Origin of the sequence: Bacteroides sp. A1C1 (assembly GCF_004328515.1) — a bacterium.
In the GTDB taxonomy this organism is placed as follows: domain Bacteria; phylum Bacteroidota; class Bacteroidia; order Bacteroidales; family Bacteroidaceae; genus Bacteroides; species Bacteroides uniformis.
Map to the genome: position 1 here is coordinate 2,305,074 of NZ_CP036491.1, position 16,521 is coordinate 2,321,594.

Below are 16,521 nucleotides of genomic sequence, written 5' to 3' on the forward strand. Positions count from 1 at the left end.
GATGCGCATCTCGTACATGAAAGGATAGGGGATTATGGGATGGACATTCGTTGCAACCGTCCGTCCTGCGGCAGACAGAGCAACCCTTCGGCTTTCTTTTCGTCTGCCAGATACTTCTTCCACGTAATCTTGTCCCACTTCATTTGGTCTGTGCATTGTGCCACGGGGATATGGGGGATGGCCGAACCGTCCTTTACAAGAATGATGATGGGCAGGGTGCCGCACTCGATATGGTTCCATCCCGGAGCATACACCTTTCCGGTCTGGTAGTCTATCCATTTCTGCCGTCCGGGGAGGTAGACATCCCGTCCGCTGCCCTCTTCGAGCATGGGTGCCACGAGGAGATTGGAACCGAACATGTACTCGTCCTCTACCAGCCATGCACCCGGGTCGTCGGGATACTCCAGCAGCAGGGCGCGGAGCATCGGCCAGCCGTTTTCGGTGCACTCTTTGGATTGTGCATATACGTAGGGCATCAGTTTGTACTTCAGTTCGGCACAACGGCGGAAATAGTCTGTGAACTCTTTCCCGTAGTACCACGGCTCGGTGGGAGGTGCTCCGTGCACGCGGCTGTGGCTGGTGAGGAAGCCGAAGGGCAGCCAGCGGCGGTAGAGGCTTTCGGGGCTTTGGGTCACGAAGCCGCCTATGTCATTGCTCCAGAAGCAGAATCCGCTCAGTCCGATGGAGAGGCCGCTGCGGATGGTTCCCTCGAAACCGGTTTCGGTAGTGGCGGCGTCACCGCCCCAGTGCAGCGGGTAGCGTTGTGAGCCTGCCCATGCGGAACGTGCCCAGATAATGTTTTCGCCGTGTATCTTCTTGATTACCTCGGCCACGGTCTTGTTGTAGCGCAGGGGATAGAGGTTGTGTTCGTATAGTCCGCTACGGCCGTTGGCATAGATGGCATCCAGTGGGGCACCTTCGCCGAAGTCTACTTTGATGGCGCCTACACCCATTTCAATCAGGTTGCCGAGCTTCTCTTGATACCACTGCACGGTTTCGGGGTTGGTGAAGTCCAGCACCACGTCCTCGTAGGGGAGCTGTCCCTTGCCGTTGCGCACGTACAGACCGCGTTCTACCAACTCAGGGAAGAACTTGTTTTTCGGAGTGAAGTAGGGAAGTTGCCAGAGGCAGGTGCGGAAACCTTGTGACCTCAGGTCGGTGAGCATCTGCCGGGGATTGTCGAAGCGGTCGGCGGCAAAGGCGTAGTCGCATTGCCAGTCCACGCTGAACCAGCCGGTATCGAAGTGGATGACATCGCTCGGTATCTTGTTCTCACGCAGTTTCCGGGCTACGTCGCGGCCCTCTGCTTCGCTGAAGTAGGTGATGCGGCTCATCCAGGTGCCGAAGCTCCACAAGGGGGGCATTTCGGGCCGTCCTACCAGTGCGGTGTATTCGCTCAGCATCTCCTTCGGCGAACCTAGGAAGATGAAGATGTCCATCGCTTCGTCTGCCATGAAGAGTTTGGTGGCTCCGATGTAGGAACAGCCGAAGTCGCAGGTCACGGGGGCGGAAGTGTGCATAAACATGCCATAGCCGCGGTTACTGAAAAAGAAGGGGATAGGCTTGTACATGTCCGGGGTTTCGGGGCCCTGCGGGTCGGTGACAAAGAGGTTGACCTTCTGCCCGGCCTTGTTCAGTGCGGTGGCGGACTCGCCGCAACCGTAGATTTTCTCGTTCGGCGCGAGGCTGAATACGGGATTGATGCTGCGTGAGTTGTCCGAGCCGCGCTTGATAAAGCTGAATGGAGGTACCTTGACCTGTGTGGAGTCGTTGTCGCTCCAGCAACGAGTCTGTGTCAGCAGGCGTCCGTCGGCATCTTTCAGCACCAGGCGCCAGGGGTAATTCTCGATGAGCAGGCTGCCGTATCGGGAGGTGTACAGGGTACCTTTATCCGTCTTCTCGGCTTTCCAGAAGGAGCGTCCGTCGGCAGGCTTTCCTATGAGCATGGGGTCGTCGGCATCTTCTTTCGGTACGATGGGCGAGGTAAGCATACGGATGCGGAGGGTACGTTCGCTGACCGGTTCGACGGTGAACGTCAGTTGTGGATTGTTGTCGTAGGCCGTCTCCGGGAAGTCCAGTGACTGGAGGGGCTGGTGCAGGTAGGTGTTTGCATTGAATGCCTGGCGGGGCATCAGTTGCTGGCGTTTCCACTGGACAGTCCCCTTGCCGGTGGAGGTGTCGAACGATACCAGGCTGTCGGCAAAGAAATAGGTGTTGCTGAGGTCCAGAAAATCCTGGCTCATGTCTTTCGACTGGGAAAGCAGGTATTGCACGCCGGCATTTGTTTTCAGTTGGGCATGTGCGGGCGGGATGGCAGTTGCTGCTAGCAGCATAAAAGCTGCCCCTTTCATCAGTTGTTTCTCTTTCATGATAAATATATGATTTACGGTTGTTGTTTCGATGCCGTAAAAGTAGAGAAATCTACACAGATGAAAGGGGTAGGTATGTTGCTTATGTAGGGCCTAAATGTTTATTTGGAAGCTTTCTTTCCGTAGAAACACATAAAATACACCCCGATAATGACAAATGGGATGCTGAGCCATTGGCCCATGTTCAGCGACATGCTGTCTTCAAAGTTCACCTGGTTTTCTTTCAGGAACTCGATGAAGAAACGGAAGGTGAAAATCTCCGTCAGGCAGAGTCCGAAGAAGAAACCGCGGTGATAGGGCAGGGAGGCTTCGGCCTGCACGGTGGTTGATTTCCGCTTGGTGGTGCTGAAATCTGTTTCAAGTTTGCTCTCTTGTTTCTTCTGCCCGCGTTTGTATAGCCAGACCATCCCCAGGAAGAAAATGAAGTAGGCGATGGCTTCGTAGAGCTGTGCCGGATGGCGGGGCAACATGTCTTCCCGTTCGAAGATGAATGCCCAGGGCACGTCGGTCGGTTTGCCGATGATTTCGGAATTCATCAGGTTGGCAAGGCGGATGCAGCAGGCGGTGATGGGAGTGGCAACGGCTATCATGTCGAGCACGTCCATGTAGTGCATCTTCGTCTTGCGGCAGTACATCCAGAGGGCGATAATCAGGCCCAGCGTGCCGCCGTGGCTGGCAAGGCCGGTGTAACCCGTCATTTTCCATCCTGCGGCGGTCTGCTTGATGGGGAGAATCATTTCAACGAAGTGGTCTTGGTAGTAGGCCCAGTCGTAAAATATGCAGTGGCCCAGTCGTGCGCCTATCAGTATGCCGAAGAAGCAATAGAAGAAAAGAGGTTCGAATTTCTTTTCGTCTATTTTGCGGTCGCGGTACTGGTGTTGCACGATAAGGTAGGCAAAAGCGAGGCCGATAATCCATAACAAACCGTAGTAGCGGATGGATATGCCGAAGAAGTTGAATAGTTCGGGGTCGGGGTTCCAGTTGATGGTGAGTAGTGATAGCATATTTATGAAGAATTAAATTACTGAATTACGGGGTTGTTCGGGACAAAGGTATGAAATTATCTCGTTTGGCAGTTCATTGTGGCAGTTTATTTGAATTTCTCCGCCACCATCCTATACGTCGGCACCTCAATCCCTTGTGCCTCTGCAGCCGTAATCATGTCGAACAACAAGCCTTGTACTTCGCTCTGATGCCCTTTGGCCATATCTTTCTGCATGGAGGCGGTACTTTCGGGGGCGAGTTTGTCTATTACTTTGAGGTTATACTGCACGATGTCTTCCTTAAATTCTATACCCAACTTCCTGCCCAAAGCTGCACTCTCTTGTGACAGTCCGATAAAGGTGTCGCGCACTTTGCCCGGTTTCTGGACTTCGCCCATAGGTACGTCGTAATAGGCTCCGGTGACGGCCATAGCAGAAATGAAGGACCACTTGACGAATGTGTCCCGGTTGATGTCGTCGGAGATTTCGGCTTTGATGCCGCTTTCCTGCAAATCGCGTTGCACGGCTTCCAATGTTTCACGGGAAACAATCGTGCCGCGGTGTGCTCCGTAGACGAGCCGGAAAATCTTTCCCATCTGCGTGATTTCTCCCCGTCCGGATACGAATCCTACGATGTAGATGCAGCCGTCGAGCACTGTGACGCCGGGGACCAACCGTTGGATACGGGGACCGGTTCCGTAAACATTCAGGATGGGGATTACCACTGTACGCTCGTGTGAGGCACGTTTGATGAGTTCCGTAATGGAGTCTACGGAATAACCTTTGACGCAGACGAAGATAACATCCGCTTTGCCTTGGAATTCTTCTGCGGTAAATGTCGCCACTTTCAGACAATGTTCACCTTTCAAATCGGAGTGCAGTTGCAGACCGTTCCCGCGTATGGCGGCAAGGTGTTCGCCGCGTGCAATGCAAGTGACGTCTTTGCCGGATAATGAAAGAAAGGCGGCGATGCTTCCGCCTACGCCGCCGGTACCTGCTATGAGGTATTTCAGATTACTGTTTGCCATTTGTTGTGTATGGTTTATTGAACGTAGTTTTCCTTTTCCATATAGTAAAGCCCTTCGCCCCGGTCACCGTTCTCCATGTCTTCCAGCTCTACTTTGAAGATACGGTAGGGAAGGTCTTTTCTGGGATGCTTGGGCATGTCTACTGTCAATAGATAGGCGTTGCCATATTCGTTGCTGTCGAAATATTCTTTTATTTCCTGCTTCATCAGCACGGGGACTTTCTCGCCGTCTATCCAGACGGTGACTTTCAGTTGCCCGGGGCGGGGAGCCATCTGGCATTCTTTGGCTTCTTCGTTTTGTTCTTGTTGCTCAATGTCACTCAGGTTTTCACCGTGTACCAATGACTCGGGCTTTGTTTCTTTCATCCATTGGTAGGTACGTGTCAAGCTCATGGGACGGACGTATATCTGATAAGTAGGCATGGCTCCGGGGATGCGGAAAGCACGCAGGCCATAAGCTTCCATACGATGATAACGTATGTCGAGTGTAGTGTCGCGGTCGGCGATGAAATCCCAGGCCCAGAACTCCAGGCGGTGTTCAGTCTCGGGCAGCCCGCTTTTCATGGCAATGTGCGCATAGGAGGGCAGATAAATAGAGGCTGCACTTTGATATTTTCCTTTGGGTATACGGGCCGTGTAATGCCCGTCTTTGTCGGTTATGGCTTCTATGATGTCATTGAACTGCGGGTTTTGCCACCAGACGCTGGCACTGTCTATCGGCTGTCCGTTGTAATCAGTCACCCGTCCGTGAATGGTTACTGAGTCTTGCTGTTGTGCATAAACGGCAGTACAGGACAATAAGAATAAAAGGAAGATAATCTGTTTCATATTGTTATTGTATGGAGTTTATTAGAAAATGGCAATGTACAAAGAAAGTACATTGCCATCTGGAATGAATATCATTACACATTGAACCTGAAGTGCATGATGTCCCCATCCTGCACCACATACTCCTTGCCTTCCACACCCAACTTTCCGGCTTCGCGCACGGCTGCTTCGCTGCCATACTTGATATAATCCTCATACTTGATGACCTCTGCCCGGATAAACCCTTTCTCGAAATCCGTATGGATAACGCCGGCGCATTGCGGTGCTTTCCATCCCTTGCGATAGGTCCATGCCTTTACTTCCATCTCTCCGGCAGTGATGAAGGTTTCGAGGTTCAGCAGGCTGTAGATAGCTTTAATCAAACGGTTGCAACCGCTCTCTTTCAGTCCCAGGTCTTCGAGGAACATCTGTTTTTCCTCGTATGTCTCCAGTTCGGCAATGTCGGCCTCGGTCTGGGCGGAGATGATGATAAGTTCGGCATCCTCGCCCTTGATGGCTTCGCGCACCTGCTCTACGTACTGGTTGCCGCCGGCGGCGCTGACATCATCCACGTTGCAGACATAGAGCACGGGCTTGGTAGTAAGCAGGAACATCTGCTTGGCGCATTGTTCCTCGTCGTCGTTCTGCGGGATGACGGTGCGGGCGCTTTGTCCTTGTTCCAGGGCATCCTTGTAGCGGAGCAGGAGTTCGTACTCTATCTTTGCAGCCTTGTCGCCACCCACCTTGGCTATTTTCTCTACGCGCTTGATGCGGTTTTCCACGGTTTCGAGGTCTTTCAGTTGCAGCTCTGTGTCGATGATTTCCTTGTCGCGTACGGGGTTCACCGAGCCGTCCACGTGGACGATGTTGCCATTGTCGAAGCAGCGCAGCACGTGGATGATGGCGTCGCACTCGCGGATGTTGCCCAGGAACTGGTTGCCGAGTCCTTCACCTTTGCTGGCGCCTTTCACCAGTCCGGCAATGTCGACAATGTCGCACACGGCGGGTACGATACGCCCCGGGTGAACCAGCTCGGCGAGCTTCGTCAGTCGTTCGTCGGGTACGGACACTTGCCCCATTTGGGCGTCGATTGTACAGAACGGGAAGTTTGCCGCTTGTGCCTTTGCGCTGCTCAAGCAGTTGAAAAGAGTGGATTTTCCTACGTTGGGAAGGCCCACGATACCAGCTTTTAATGCCATAGTGTTATCTTGTTTTTTAGTTATTGTTCAGTTAATTGGATGCAAAGATAGTGCAAACCGAAGGCAGAATGAAATGAACGCGTTCATTTTTTATGCTGAGGTGCAGCCTATCTTCACTTTTTTAAGCAAAGATAGTACTTACCGGGGAAAGTGGGTATGTTAATTTGCATTAAAAGCACGAGAGTAAAATGATAAATTGATAGTTTTGTCGCAATTATAAATTTAAGTATCATTCTATAAATCAATGCGATTATGAAAAACAAAGTAAGAAAAATTCTGATGATTTTCTCATGTCTCATCGGTCTGTCTTTTACATTATCTGCACAGAATCCTTATCTGCCGCTTTGGGAATTTATTCCTGATGGTGAGCCCTATGTGTTTGAGGATCCTGACTGTCCCGGCAAGTACCGTCTTTATATTTATGGTTCGCACGATAATCTCAAGTGGATGTATTGCGGACGTGACCAGGTGGTGTGGTCGGCACCCGTAGAGGACCTGACCCGTTGGAGATATGACGGCGTGATATTTAAAGTCAATGAGTCGCCCGAACTGTATAAACTGAATGCTGATGGAACCGACGACGTGCTTTTTGCCCCTGACGTGACAGTAACTACCGATGCCGATGGTAAGAAAACTTACTACCTCTTTCCGAATAATCAAGGTGGTGGGCGCAATTCCATGATTGCCAAAAGCGACCGTCCCGATGGCCCGTTTACGGTATGCAACTGGCATAAGGAGCGTCCTCGCGAGACTTTCGGTTGTTTGGGATTCGACCCCGCAGTGTTTGTCGATGATGATGGACGTGTGTATGGTTATTGGGGATTTGGCATTTCGCATGGCGCGGAGTTGGACCCCACTACTATGTGCACGGTAAAGCCGGGTACCGAAGTGGTGGAGAACATGATTTCAGGCTATCGGCAGGAAGGTATATTCCGCTTCTTTGAGGCATCCTCCATCCGCAAGATTGAGGATAAGTATGTGTTTATCTATAGCCGTACTACCGCTGAGGGTGAAGATGGTCTGCCCAATGCAAGCAACTATACGTTGGCCTATGCCTACAGCGAGCATCCTCTGGGTCCCTGGACCTATGGCGGAACAATCATCGATGCCCGTGCGCGCGAATATGATGAAAAAGGCAATGTGATAGCTTCGGCCATGCCCGGTGGAAATACGCATGGCAGTATCTGCAAGATAGGAGGGCAATGGTACGTGTTCTATCATCGCCAGATAGGTACCGATTGCTATGCACGCCAAGCTATGGTGTCGGCCATTGATGTAAAGGTGGAAAAAGGAAAAGGCGGGAAAGTCGTGATTTCACGCGGAGAGTTCAATTCTGAAGGCTTCCTTCTTGAAGGGCTCAATCCTATGCAGCGCATCTCGGCCGGGCTGGCTTGTTGGCACACCAATCCCGGAGGAATCAAAGAGGTCTATCCCCATTATGTGTATACGGGGTCTTATATCCGGCCTGTGTACCGGGATAATAATCCCTATGCCGGCGATAACAACCACAAAATCCCGTTCGCTCCGGTGGTGAATAACACAAGTGGGTCGATTGTAGGATATAAATACTTGAATATGAATGCCGTTCCGCGAGATAAGTCTTTGCAGATGCAGTTAAGGTTGAAGGCTGAAGATACCGACGGGCGCATCCGCATCATGCTGGGTAGCCCTTGGACAACAAAAGGCGGTGTAGAGATAGGACTTGTGAATGTGAAGGCTGGCAGCACTTGCAGGGAGTTCTATGCTTCGCTCTCTATTCCGGCAAAGCTGCATAAGGGAAAGCAGCCGCTCTTCTTTGTCTTCGAATCAGAGACCGAAGGCCAGTCCATCTGTGAGTTTTATGATTTCCTCATGTTGGCACGCCTATAAGTCTTTATATTTATGGAGGCGGATACTTATCTTGTGAGACCTTCTAAATAGAGCTATTGTATTAGTTCACAGTACTGAACACTTTGTTACACCCCGTCGGAACAGATTGTTTCTCTTGTATGAAACGACTTGTTTCGACGGGATAAAACGATTTGTTCCGTTATAGGAAACACTTTGTTTCCTTATAGAGAACACTCTGTTCCATTATAGGAAACAAATCGTTTCCATAGTCGGAAATGAAATGGGGCATATGCTTCATTGATACCGCTATTACTTTTCCTCCTCGAATATTCGGTTGAAAACTTGCCGCAGCTGTCCTTCGTCTGCGATAATGGCTTGGAGCTTCTTCAGCTGTTCCGCATTCTTGCCCTCGGGAAACCAGAGCTTCAGATAACCGCCGGGTGCATATTTTGCCATGAGATGCTGATGGAACCGCTGGTAGTGCCACTCCTTGTCGGCGGCAGGATTCTGTTTCAATCCGTACTGCACGGTGCGGCGCAGAGTGATGTCCGGGTCGATGATACGGTCCGCTTCGGCAACAATCTTGCCGTAGATGCTACGAGGTTCGTGGTCTGTAGAGGCCCGGTGGTCCTCTACGGCTTCTTTCATGAGGAGGATTTCCGTGTCGGAGAACCATTGCCGCAGGGTGGAGTCCGCCATCAGTATCTCGCCGGAGACAAGGTGGTGGGTGGCGCGGTCGCGGCACAGTCCCGTGTCATGGTAGGCGGCAATGACGTATGCCAGGCGTTCGTCCGCTTCGGGATATTGCCGGGCGAGGGCAAGGCTTTCTTCGATGACGGTGCGGACGTGTGAGAGGTTGTGTGCCTTGTCAAACTCCTTGTACCGGGGAATGATTGCTGTCTCGATGTAGGTAATGAGGGTCTTGGGTATCATGTGGCATTCCTTTTTCGGGTAAAGGTACGAATAATAACCGATAGCTGAATAACGAGGAGCAGGGAATGGCTCATAATCAGGTACCGATTACTATCTGTCTGTTTACTTAATGTTCCAAAGACTGCTCGTAGCTTTTCCCGTTGGCGTCAGTCACCACGATTTTTATTTTCTTTGCTTTATCGCTCGGTTTTGTAGAGAAAAAGAAATAAGCATTCTTGTTAGCTTGGCGACCACGTTCCTTCATATCCTTTCCCTCTGTGACAGCTTTGCGCTGCAGGAAGAAATCATAATCAGGATCCATGCCTTTATACTGCTTCATTTCGCCTTTCAACTTCCCGTCTTCGTAGTATTCCACTTTCCAGCGGTTATCCCAATTCCATACCTTGACGCAGAGTTCGTCTTCATGGCCGGGTACTGTACCCACGGGATAGTAACGGAACTGATAGTCACGGTCATGTCCTAATGACTTGAAATAATTTGCAATTCCGTTCTTGCCGGATTCGAATACTTGGTAGCCAATAGGGGTACCGTCTTTGCTATAGATGCCGTCCCATAACCACCACGCGCCTCCGATGGAGGCGATATTGTACTCACGAATGTTGTTTCTGATTTGTGTGTTGCATTGTACATGAGTGTGACCACTGAGAATATCTACCTTATAACCCTCGAAAAGGTCGAGTAACTCGGCTACGCGTCCCAACTTGTAGTTCTCGTTATAGAAGTATGCCGGAGCATGCATGCAAACAAACAGATGAGCCCCTTTGGGGACGTACTGCAGATAGCTCTTCACCCAATTGAGCTGCTGATCATTGAGCCCCACCTCATACTTCTTGTTTCCTTTATAAAGGATATTGTCCAAAACGATATAATAGTCTTTTCCAGCATTGAACGCATAGTAAGTGGGTCCAAAGAAATGCCGATAAAGATGTGCACTGGCATCATCGTCGCTCACCTCCTTGTCGTGGTCGTGGTTGCCGATAACCGGATAGATGGGAATTTGGATCTTTGCTATCTCTTGCTTGATGTGGGGAAACATTTCCAGGTTATCCCATAAGATGTCGCCCAAGAAGATGGCGAAAGCAGGAATATTCTGGCTCATATATTCAAAGCCCACTTGCTTGAGGTCGGGGAAAGCTTCCGTTTCAAGCCGATGGAATGCGTTCTCTCCGCGCGGTTGTGTATCGGCTGCTGCCATCATGGCGTATTTGCCTCCTACTGTTCCCCAGCGATGGAGCTGGAAATCGTGGCTGTTCTCGTTCAGAGTCTTATAGAAGACGGGAGTACCCCCGTTGCAAGGAGCCATATAGCCTGAAGGTGTCACTACATAGATAAAGTGGGCCTTCTCATCAGCATCAATCATATAGCTTCCGTCTTCACTGGTAAGAGCGAATGCGGTGCCATCGGTTACTACAACTTTGGCCAGCCCCTTGCCGTCGGCCATGACTTTGCCTTTAATCTCTTTAGCTTCTGCCCCTATTGCCATAAGCAGCAATGCGGCGTAAAAAATGTTCTTTTTGTTCATTGCTTTTCTCTTTCAATTATTTGTTGTTTGAATTGAGAGCAAAAATAGGTGAGTGAAATTACTTCGTCGTTTCTATGGGGTTACGTTCAAGTTACATATGTCGGGCTCTCATCCGGTGTCATATCAAAATCACAGAAGTGACACAAGTCTGTAATACAGCATCCATTCTTTTGCAGCCGAAATTAAAATCATCATAGAAACTAATGAAAACAAGAATGATTAAATCCTTTGTGTGTGTCTGTGGGCTGCTTGTTTCGTTGAATGTAGTCGCAGCTTCACTGAAACCCGTCAAAGGTAAAGTGGTGGACCGGTTCAATAATCCACTTCCCGGTGCTACAATTCAAGTGACCCATTCTCCCGAGAAAACCATTACCGATGTGGACGGCAACTTCAATTTTGAAACCATCGAAGACGCGGAACTCATCGTATCCTACATCGGCTTCCGTACCCTCAAGCTGAAGACTGCAGGGGAGAACTTCATTCATGTGGTACTGGATGAAGACTCACAATTGCTTAACGACGTGGTAGTGGTAGGTTATAGCACTAACAAGAAGGTTAATCTGTCAGGCTCGGTTTCTTCGCTTAACAGCGAGAAGCTTGCAAGCCGTCGAGTATCAAACGTATCTTCGGCTCTGCAAGGCATGGCTGCAGGTGTAACTGTCACTACACAGAGCGGTGAGCCAGGCGGCAATGGCGGTCATATACGTATACGTGGTATCGGAACCTTCGGTGGTGATAGTGCCGCCCCGTTGGTGTTGGTCGATGGCGTAGAAGGAACCATAGATGAAGTGGATCCTAACATCATCGAGTCAGTGTCCGTCTTGAAAGATGCTGCATCTGCATCCATCTATGGTTCACGTGCTGCCAATGGTGTCATTCTGGTGACTACCAAACGGGGTGGCAGTCAAGACAAGTTCAGCATATCCTATAAAGGATATTTTGGATTCCAAGGCGCAACGATGCTTCCTCAAAAAGTGGATGCATTGGAATATATGCAATTGGAAAATGTGGCAGCAGGTAACGACGGATCCGACCTGCCCTATAGTGATGAATATATAAGGGAATATGTGGCTGGCATGGCTACTGACCCGGACATCTATCCTAATACAGACTGGCAGGACTTGATTCTTACAGAAAACGGATTCAACCATGGGCATACGCTTACTCTGACTTCTTCATCAGAACGTATCAAGACACTTACTTCTATAGGGTATCTGGACCAGACGGGTATAGTGGTCAATTCCTCTTACCGTAAAATCTCTGTACGCAACAATATGGACATCAAGCTTAGCGACCGTCTGGACATGAAGTTTGACATACAAGTAAGCAATGCCAATAAAAATAGTTCTCCCTACGAAGGACATGCCTTCAATTATATGAACACCCGAACCCCGAACATTGTCAATCAATTTACTACTGGTCTTTATAATGGGGCAAATGGTCTGATGGGCAATAACCCCGTGCTGTTGTTGCGTGAAGGCGGTATTGTGAAAAACAATGTTATCCGTGCTACCATGGCGATGGCTCTGACCTATAAGATTCTCGATGGATGGAATGTGTCAGTTCAAGCCACTCCACGTTATATCACCAAGAATAACCATAACTATAAGAATTCTGTCACCACGTATGGTGACCCGGAAGGTACTACCAGCTTCAAGAGCGGCGAAACCTACAACTCGCTTACAGAATCGGCCTACCGTTACTTCTACTGGAACACACAGGCACTGACCAACTATGAGAAACAGCTGGATGACCACTACTTCAAAGTAATGGCAGGTATGGAGTGTCAGACCTATACAGAAAAGACTCTTTCTGCCTATCGTCAAGTATTCAACTTCCCTCAATATGACCAAATTGATGCCGGTAACATTGAGAACATGAACAATGGAGGAGGGGAGTACCAATGGGCCATCAACTCCTTCTTTGGCCGCTTGAATTACAACTACAAGGAACGCTACCTTGTGGAGGCCAATATCCGTACCGACGGTTCTTCCAGATTTGCAGAGGGTAACCGATATGGCGTGTTCCCTTCATTCTCTGCAGCATGGCGCATCAGCGAGGAACCCTTTATGGAATCTATACGCGATAGAGTGGATAATCTGAAATTACGTGCCTCTTGGGGCAAACTGGGCAACCAGAATATCGGAAGTTCCTATTATCCCACTACTCAGCAACTCTCTACGGGCTCTATATCTATGGGAGGTAATCTTTACACGACCTCTGCTGTTACCTCGCTCTCCAATAGGGACCTTACATGGGAGACTTCTACCATGACTGACTTAGGCATAGATCTTTCACTGTTCGGCTGTATCAACATCACTGCCGACTGGTATAGGAAGATAACGGATGGTATCCTGATGAAGCTGGACATCCCCAACCACATTGGTATGGGTGCTCCCTTCCAGAATGCCGGCAAGGTAAGAAACCAGGGATGGGAGCTAAGCGTAGGCTACAGCAAGAAGCTGACGAGGGACTTTTCGCTGGATGCCGCCCTTACGCTGAGCGACGTGAAAAACACCATCACCGACATGCGGGGCACAAGCAGCACAAGCGGTGATATTCGTAACCAAGAGGGGTCTTCCATTAACTCCATTTACGGATTGATATGCGACGGTTTCATCAATTCACAAGAAGAAGCGGACGAAATCAATGCCAACTGTCCCCAATTCGGTACAACCGTATATCCCGGTGACCTGAAATACCGGAATGTCAGCGGAGACAACAAAATTACTACAGATGACAAGACGATTATCGGAAGTACAGTTCCACGCTATAGTTATAGCTTTAATTTAGGAGTGGGATACAAAGGAATTCGTCTTTCGGCTTTCTTGCAAGGAGTTGGCAAGGCCGACGGTTATCTCAATTCCTACTATGTGATGCCTTGCTATCAGGGAGGAACCTACCGCAAGGAACACCTTGACTATTGGACGGAGCAGAATCATGATGCATCCACGCCTCGCCTCTCTTATAAGAGCAGTAACAACACCTATACATCATCCTTCTGGATGAAGAGTGCCGCTTACCTGCGTCTGAAGAACCTGCAGCTGGGTTACGACCTGCCCTCCAAATGGATGAAAGCCATCGGACTGAAGTCTGCCTACATTTATGCCAATGCTGAGAATCTCTTGACTTTTACTGACTTTTGGGATGGCTATGACCCCGAAGTCAACTATAACGCATCAGCAACAGATGGGGTATCTCTGGGTGCGGCAAACAATTATCCCCAGACGAAAGCCTTCACTTTTGGCGTTGACATCAAATTCTGATTAGCCGGAATAGGGAAACCGTCTGTATTCAAGAAGACATAAAAAGAAAAAATGATATGAAACGAAACAATATTTATACAGCACTCCTTTCGCTGTCTCTATTAGGTCTCGGTGCTTGTTCACTCGACCTTGAACCACTCACTTCACCGTCTTCTGCCTCTTATCCTTCGAGTATGGAAGAGGCGAATTTCGGTTTGAACGCTGTTTACTCATCTCTGACAGCTTATAGTGCCAGCACCACCACCTGGTGGAAGGTGACAGACAATATTACCGATATTGGTGCTACACGTGTCAACACGGCTATGTATACGGAATTAATCACCTCCGGAGCTTCTGCTGAAAACGCGGTGGCAAACAAGCTTTATAATTGCGTGTATAAGACCGTGGCACGTATCAACCAGCTTCTCGATGCGCTGGATAATCTGCGTGGCACAGCCTCTGATACGGATATAGAGAGTATACGGGCAGAGCTGCTGTGCATACGGGCATTCTGTTATGATCAAGCTTGCCAGCACTATGGAGACTTGCCGTATGTGGTCCACACAGCGGGTATAAATGACAGCCAGACCCCACGTACACCGAGAGAGACCATTGTAGAGAATCTGCTTTCGGATCTTAGCGACGAGTGTTTGGCTAACCTTCCACTCCGCCATAAAGCAGAAAGCTATGGCAGTGCACGCATCGGACGGGTAGCAGCGTATGCGTTACGTGCCCGTATTGCCTTGAATTGGAAAAAGTATGACTTGGCTGCCAGTTCGGCCAAACAAGCCTTGAATTTGGCTAAGGAGGCAGGCTTTGAATTGGAATCCATCAATACACAGTATTGTGGAGAAAGTCATGAGGCAGGAGAGCCAACCGGTCAGACGGCTCTGTTTGGTTATGACGGTGAGGCAAGCAATGAGTGGCTCTGGTCCGTGCAGTATGATGCGGTAATATCCAGTAATAAAACCAAGGAGGCATATTACATGGCTCCACGTACACTGGGAGGATGCGCCTATTTTGGTCCTACACAAACATTTGTTGATATGTTTCAATGCAAGGATGGCAAATCGATTACGGAATCTTCTCTGTATGACTGGCAGAACCCTTGGCAAAACCGGGACCCTCGTCTGGATCTTTTCTGTTTGCGACCTGGTTCACGCATATTCAATCTAGAATTCCAGACTTCCACTACCAGTAAAAAGATTCACGACTATAGCACGGGCAAGGACGTGACAAACATGGAGTCACAGGGAACCAAGGGCGTATACGGTGCCAATGGCACTAAAGGTCCTGCTGGATATCTCTGGAGGAAATATTTGGATATAGCCGAGTTGGAAAGAGCTGCAATCTCCAACCATGAAACCAGTGATCTTAATTGCGGCTTGATGCGTTTAGCAGAGGTTTATCTAATAGAGGCAGAAGCCAATATTGAAATGGCTGATGGCAATCTGGAGTTAGCACGAACGGACATCAATATAATTCGTAATCGTGTAGGAATGCCCGATGTGGTAGTTACTTCGCAGAGCGGACTCCGAAAGGCATTACGTTACGAACGTACTGTTGAACTTTGTAATGAAGGTTTTCGTTGGTTTGATCTCCGTCGTTGGGGTATGGCTTCTACAGTGATGACAGGTAAGATTTATGCTCCCAATCAAAAAGGGCTTATGTCCAATGCCAAGCCTTCATTTGATGACAACTGGCATCCGGCATATTCAGAAGGTAGTTCTTGGGATGGGAAAGCACTGAATCTCCGTGTGTATAACACGATGAAGTATATCAAAGGAAAGGATGAACTTTGGCCGCTTCCCCAAAGTGAGATTGATACAAACAGTGCCATTATAGAAAACAATCCAGGATACTAATCGTGTAAGGTTATTGGTATCTGACGGAAAGGATTTGTTTTTCAAGATATAATAAAAGAGCCGGAATGTGCGAATCATTCCGGCTCTTTTATGAAAGGTTTCGGTTATTGTTGTTAGGAATAAGATTTCTTACTTTAAGAGAGAGTTTGTCAATTACATGTTAGGGTTGTCCATGATTACTGTCATCTCGGGAACCAGTATGTATTCGCCTTTCTTGTTGTTCCATTTGTAGTATGTGGTAGTCATCGTCTTGCCTTGGTATGCATAGCGGATGCACATGTCCTTGCCCCATGTATTCTTGGTGCTGTTCCATTTCAGGGCTTCGCTTTCCGTCATGCGGTTCTGGTCGTCGTACTTATAATTGTACTTCATATAGTTGGCAAGCGTGTTTCCGTCCATCTTGTATACGGTCTCTGCCACCTTCATGCCATTTACTTCTTCCGAATTGTAAATGAGGTTGCTCTTATTGTCGGCTGAGGCATTTAATCCGCAAACTAAGAGAAGTGCTGAAACAATCACTGTTTTTAAAGATACTTTTGCTTTCATGGTTTTATGTCTTTTTTAGTTTAACTTTCTATTTTCTATCAATATGTCATTGATTTCGCTGCAAAGGTACGTATTAAATTGACATAAATATAAATATCGGATTAAATTTTATCAATATGTCAGTAGTGAGGGTTCCGGTATGCTTTCCTTTTGGCAAGATTGGTGAATAAAAAATATCCGGCAGCGAGGTTGCCG

The 16,521-nt window shown here is 48.9% G+C and carries 11 protein-coding genes; 3 read left to right on the forward strand and 8 right to left on the reverse strand.

Translation table 11 applies throughout. The features are described from left to right. Nucleotides 1–32 precede the first annotated feature (32 nt). From EYA81_RS09310 to ychF, 5 genes are all read right to left on the reverse strand, one after another. Nucleotides 33–2,369 carry an alpha-xylosidase gene (locus EYA81_RS09310; RefSeq protein WP_131225665.1) on the reverse strand — a complete coding sequence of 779 codons (2,337 nt, stop codon included), beginning with the start codon at nt 2,367–2,369 and terminating at the stop codon, nt 33–35. Nucleotides 2,370–2,470: 101 nt separating this feature from the next. After that, on the reverse strand, nt 2,471–3,373 hold the full coding sequence (gene lgt / locus EYA81_RS09315) for a prolipoprotein diacylglyceryl transferase (protein WP_131225666.1): 903 nt from the start codon (nt 3,371–3,373) through the stop codon (nt 2,471–2,473). 86 nt (nt 3,374–3,459) lie between these two features. Then, complete coding sequence (locus EYA81_RS09320; protein ID WP_117599895.1) at nt 3,460–4,380, reverse strand: ketopantoate reductase family protein; 921 nt, start codon at nt 4,378–4,380, stop codon at nt 3,460–3,462. A gap of 14 nt (nt 4,381–4,394) precedes the next feature. Next, entirely contained in the window at nt 4,395–5,207 is an 813-nt protein-coding gene (locus tag EYA81_RS09325) for a carboxypeptidase-like regulatory domain-containing protein (protein WP_117964340.1), read from the reverse strand. A gap of 74 nt (nt 5,208–5,281) precedes the next feature. Continuing rightward, on the reverse strand, nt 5,282–6,385 hold the full coding sequence (gene ychF, locus EYA81_RS09330; RefSeq protein ID WP_057097379.1) for a redox-regulated ATPase YchF: 1,104 nt from the start codon (nt 6,383–6,385) through the stop codon (nt 5,282–5,284). A 252-nt stretch (nt 6,386–6,637) separates the two neighbouring features. Between ychF and EYA81_RS09335 the strand changes: the two genes are divergently transcribed. Continuing rightward, complete coding sequence (locus EYA81_RS09335; protein WP_117964339.1) at nt 6,638–8,254, forward strand: family 43 glycosylhydrolase; 1,617 nt, start codon at nt 6,638–6,640, stop codon at nt 8,252–8,254. A 270-nt stretch (nt 8,255–8,524) separates the two neighbouring features. Here the strand turns inward: EYA81_RS09335 and EYA81_RS09340 are convergent, their stop codons facing one another. Together EYA81_RS09340 and EYA81_RS09345 are read right to left on the reverse strand one after the other, a co-directional pair. After that, a complete protein-coding gene (locus EYA81_RS09340; protein WP_117964338.1) occupies nt 8,525–9,148 on the reverse strand; it encodes an HD domain-containing protein in 624 nt (207 codons plus the stop codon). A gap of 106 nt (nt 9,149–9,254) precedes the next feature. Next, nucleotides 9,255–10,670, reverse strand: coding sequence for a calcineurin-like phosphoesterase family protein (locus EYA81_RS09345; protein WP_005833924.1), 1,416 nt, complete (start codon nt 10,668–10,670; stop codon nt 9,255–9,257). A gap of 215 nt (nt 10,671–10,885) precedes the next feature. Between EYA81_RS09345 and EYA81_RS09350 the strand changes: the two genes are divergently transcribed. Beyond that, a complete protein-coding gene (locus EYA81_RS09350; protein ID WP_005833923.1) occupies nt 10,886–13,936 on the forward strand; it encodes a TonB-dependent receptor in 3,051 nt (1,016 codons plus the stop codon). Between the two features lie 56 nt (nt 13,937–13,992). Next, complete coding sequence (locus EYA81_RS09355; protein WP_022401916.1) at nt 13,993–15,780, forward strand: RagB/SusD family nutrient uptake outer membrane protein; 1,788 nt, start codon at nt 13,993–13,995, stop codon at nt 15,778–15,780. A 153-nt stretch (nt 15,781–15,933) separates the two neighbouring features. Here EYA81_RS09355 and EYA81_RS09360 read toward each other — a convergent pair whose 3' ends face one another. Beyond that, nucleotides 15,934–16,326, reverse strand: coding sequence for a DUF3836 domain-containing protein (locus tag EYA81_RS09360; protein ID WP_005826180.1), 393 nt, complete (start codon nt 16,324–16,326; stop codon nt 15,934–15,936). Nucleotides 16,327–16,521 lie beyond the last annotated feature (195 nt).

Coding starts and splice junctions, on each gene's coding strand:
- EYA81_RS09310 (WP_131225665.1), bottom strand. CDS start 2,369: ATGAAAGAGAAACAACTGATGAAAGGGGCAGCTTTTATGCTGCTAGCA.
- lgt (WP_131225666.1), bottom strand. CDS start 3,373: ATGCTATCACTACTCACCATCAACTGGAACCCCGACCCCGAACTATTC.
- EYA81_RS09320 (WP_117599895.1), bottom strand. CDS start 4,380: ATGGCAAACAGTAATCTGAAATACCTCATAGCAGGTACCGGCGGCGTA.
- EYA81_RS09325 (WP_117964340.1), bottom strand. CDS start 5,207: ATGAAACAGATTATCTTCCTTTTATTCTTATTGTCCTGTACTGCCGTT.
- ychF (WP_057097379.1), bottom strand. CDS start 6,385: ATGGCATTAAAAGCTGGTATCGTGGGCCTTCCCAACGTAGGAAAATCC.
- EYA81_RS09335 (WP_117964339.1), top strand. CDS start 6,638: ATGAAAAACAAAGTAAGAAAAATTCTGATGATTTTCTCATGTCTCATC.
- EYA81_RS09340 (WP_117964338.1), bottom strand. CDS start 9,148: ATGATACCCAAGACCCTCATTACCTACATCGAGACAGCAATCATTCCC.
- EYA81_RS09345 (WP_005833924.1), bottom strand. CDS start 10,670: ATGAACAAAAAGAACATTTTTTACGCCGCATTGCTGCTTATGGCAATA.
- EYA81_RS09350 (WP_005833923.1), top strand. CDS start 10,886: ATGATTAAATCCTTTGTGTGTGTCTGTGGGCTGCTTGTTTCGTTGAAT.
- EYA81_RS09355 (WP_022401916.1), top strand. CDS start 13,993: ATGAAACGAAACAATATTTATACAGCACTCCTTTCGCTGTCTCTATTA.
- EYA81_RS09360 (WP_005826180.1), bottom strand. CDS start 16,326: ATGAAAGCAAAAGTATCTTTAAAAACAGTGATTGTTTCAGCACTTCTC.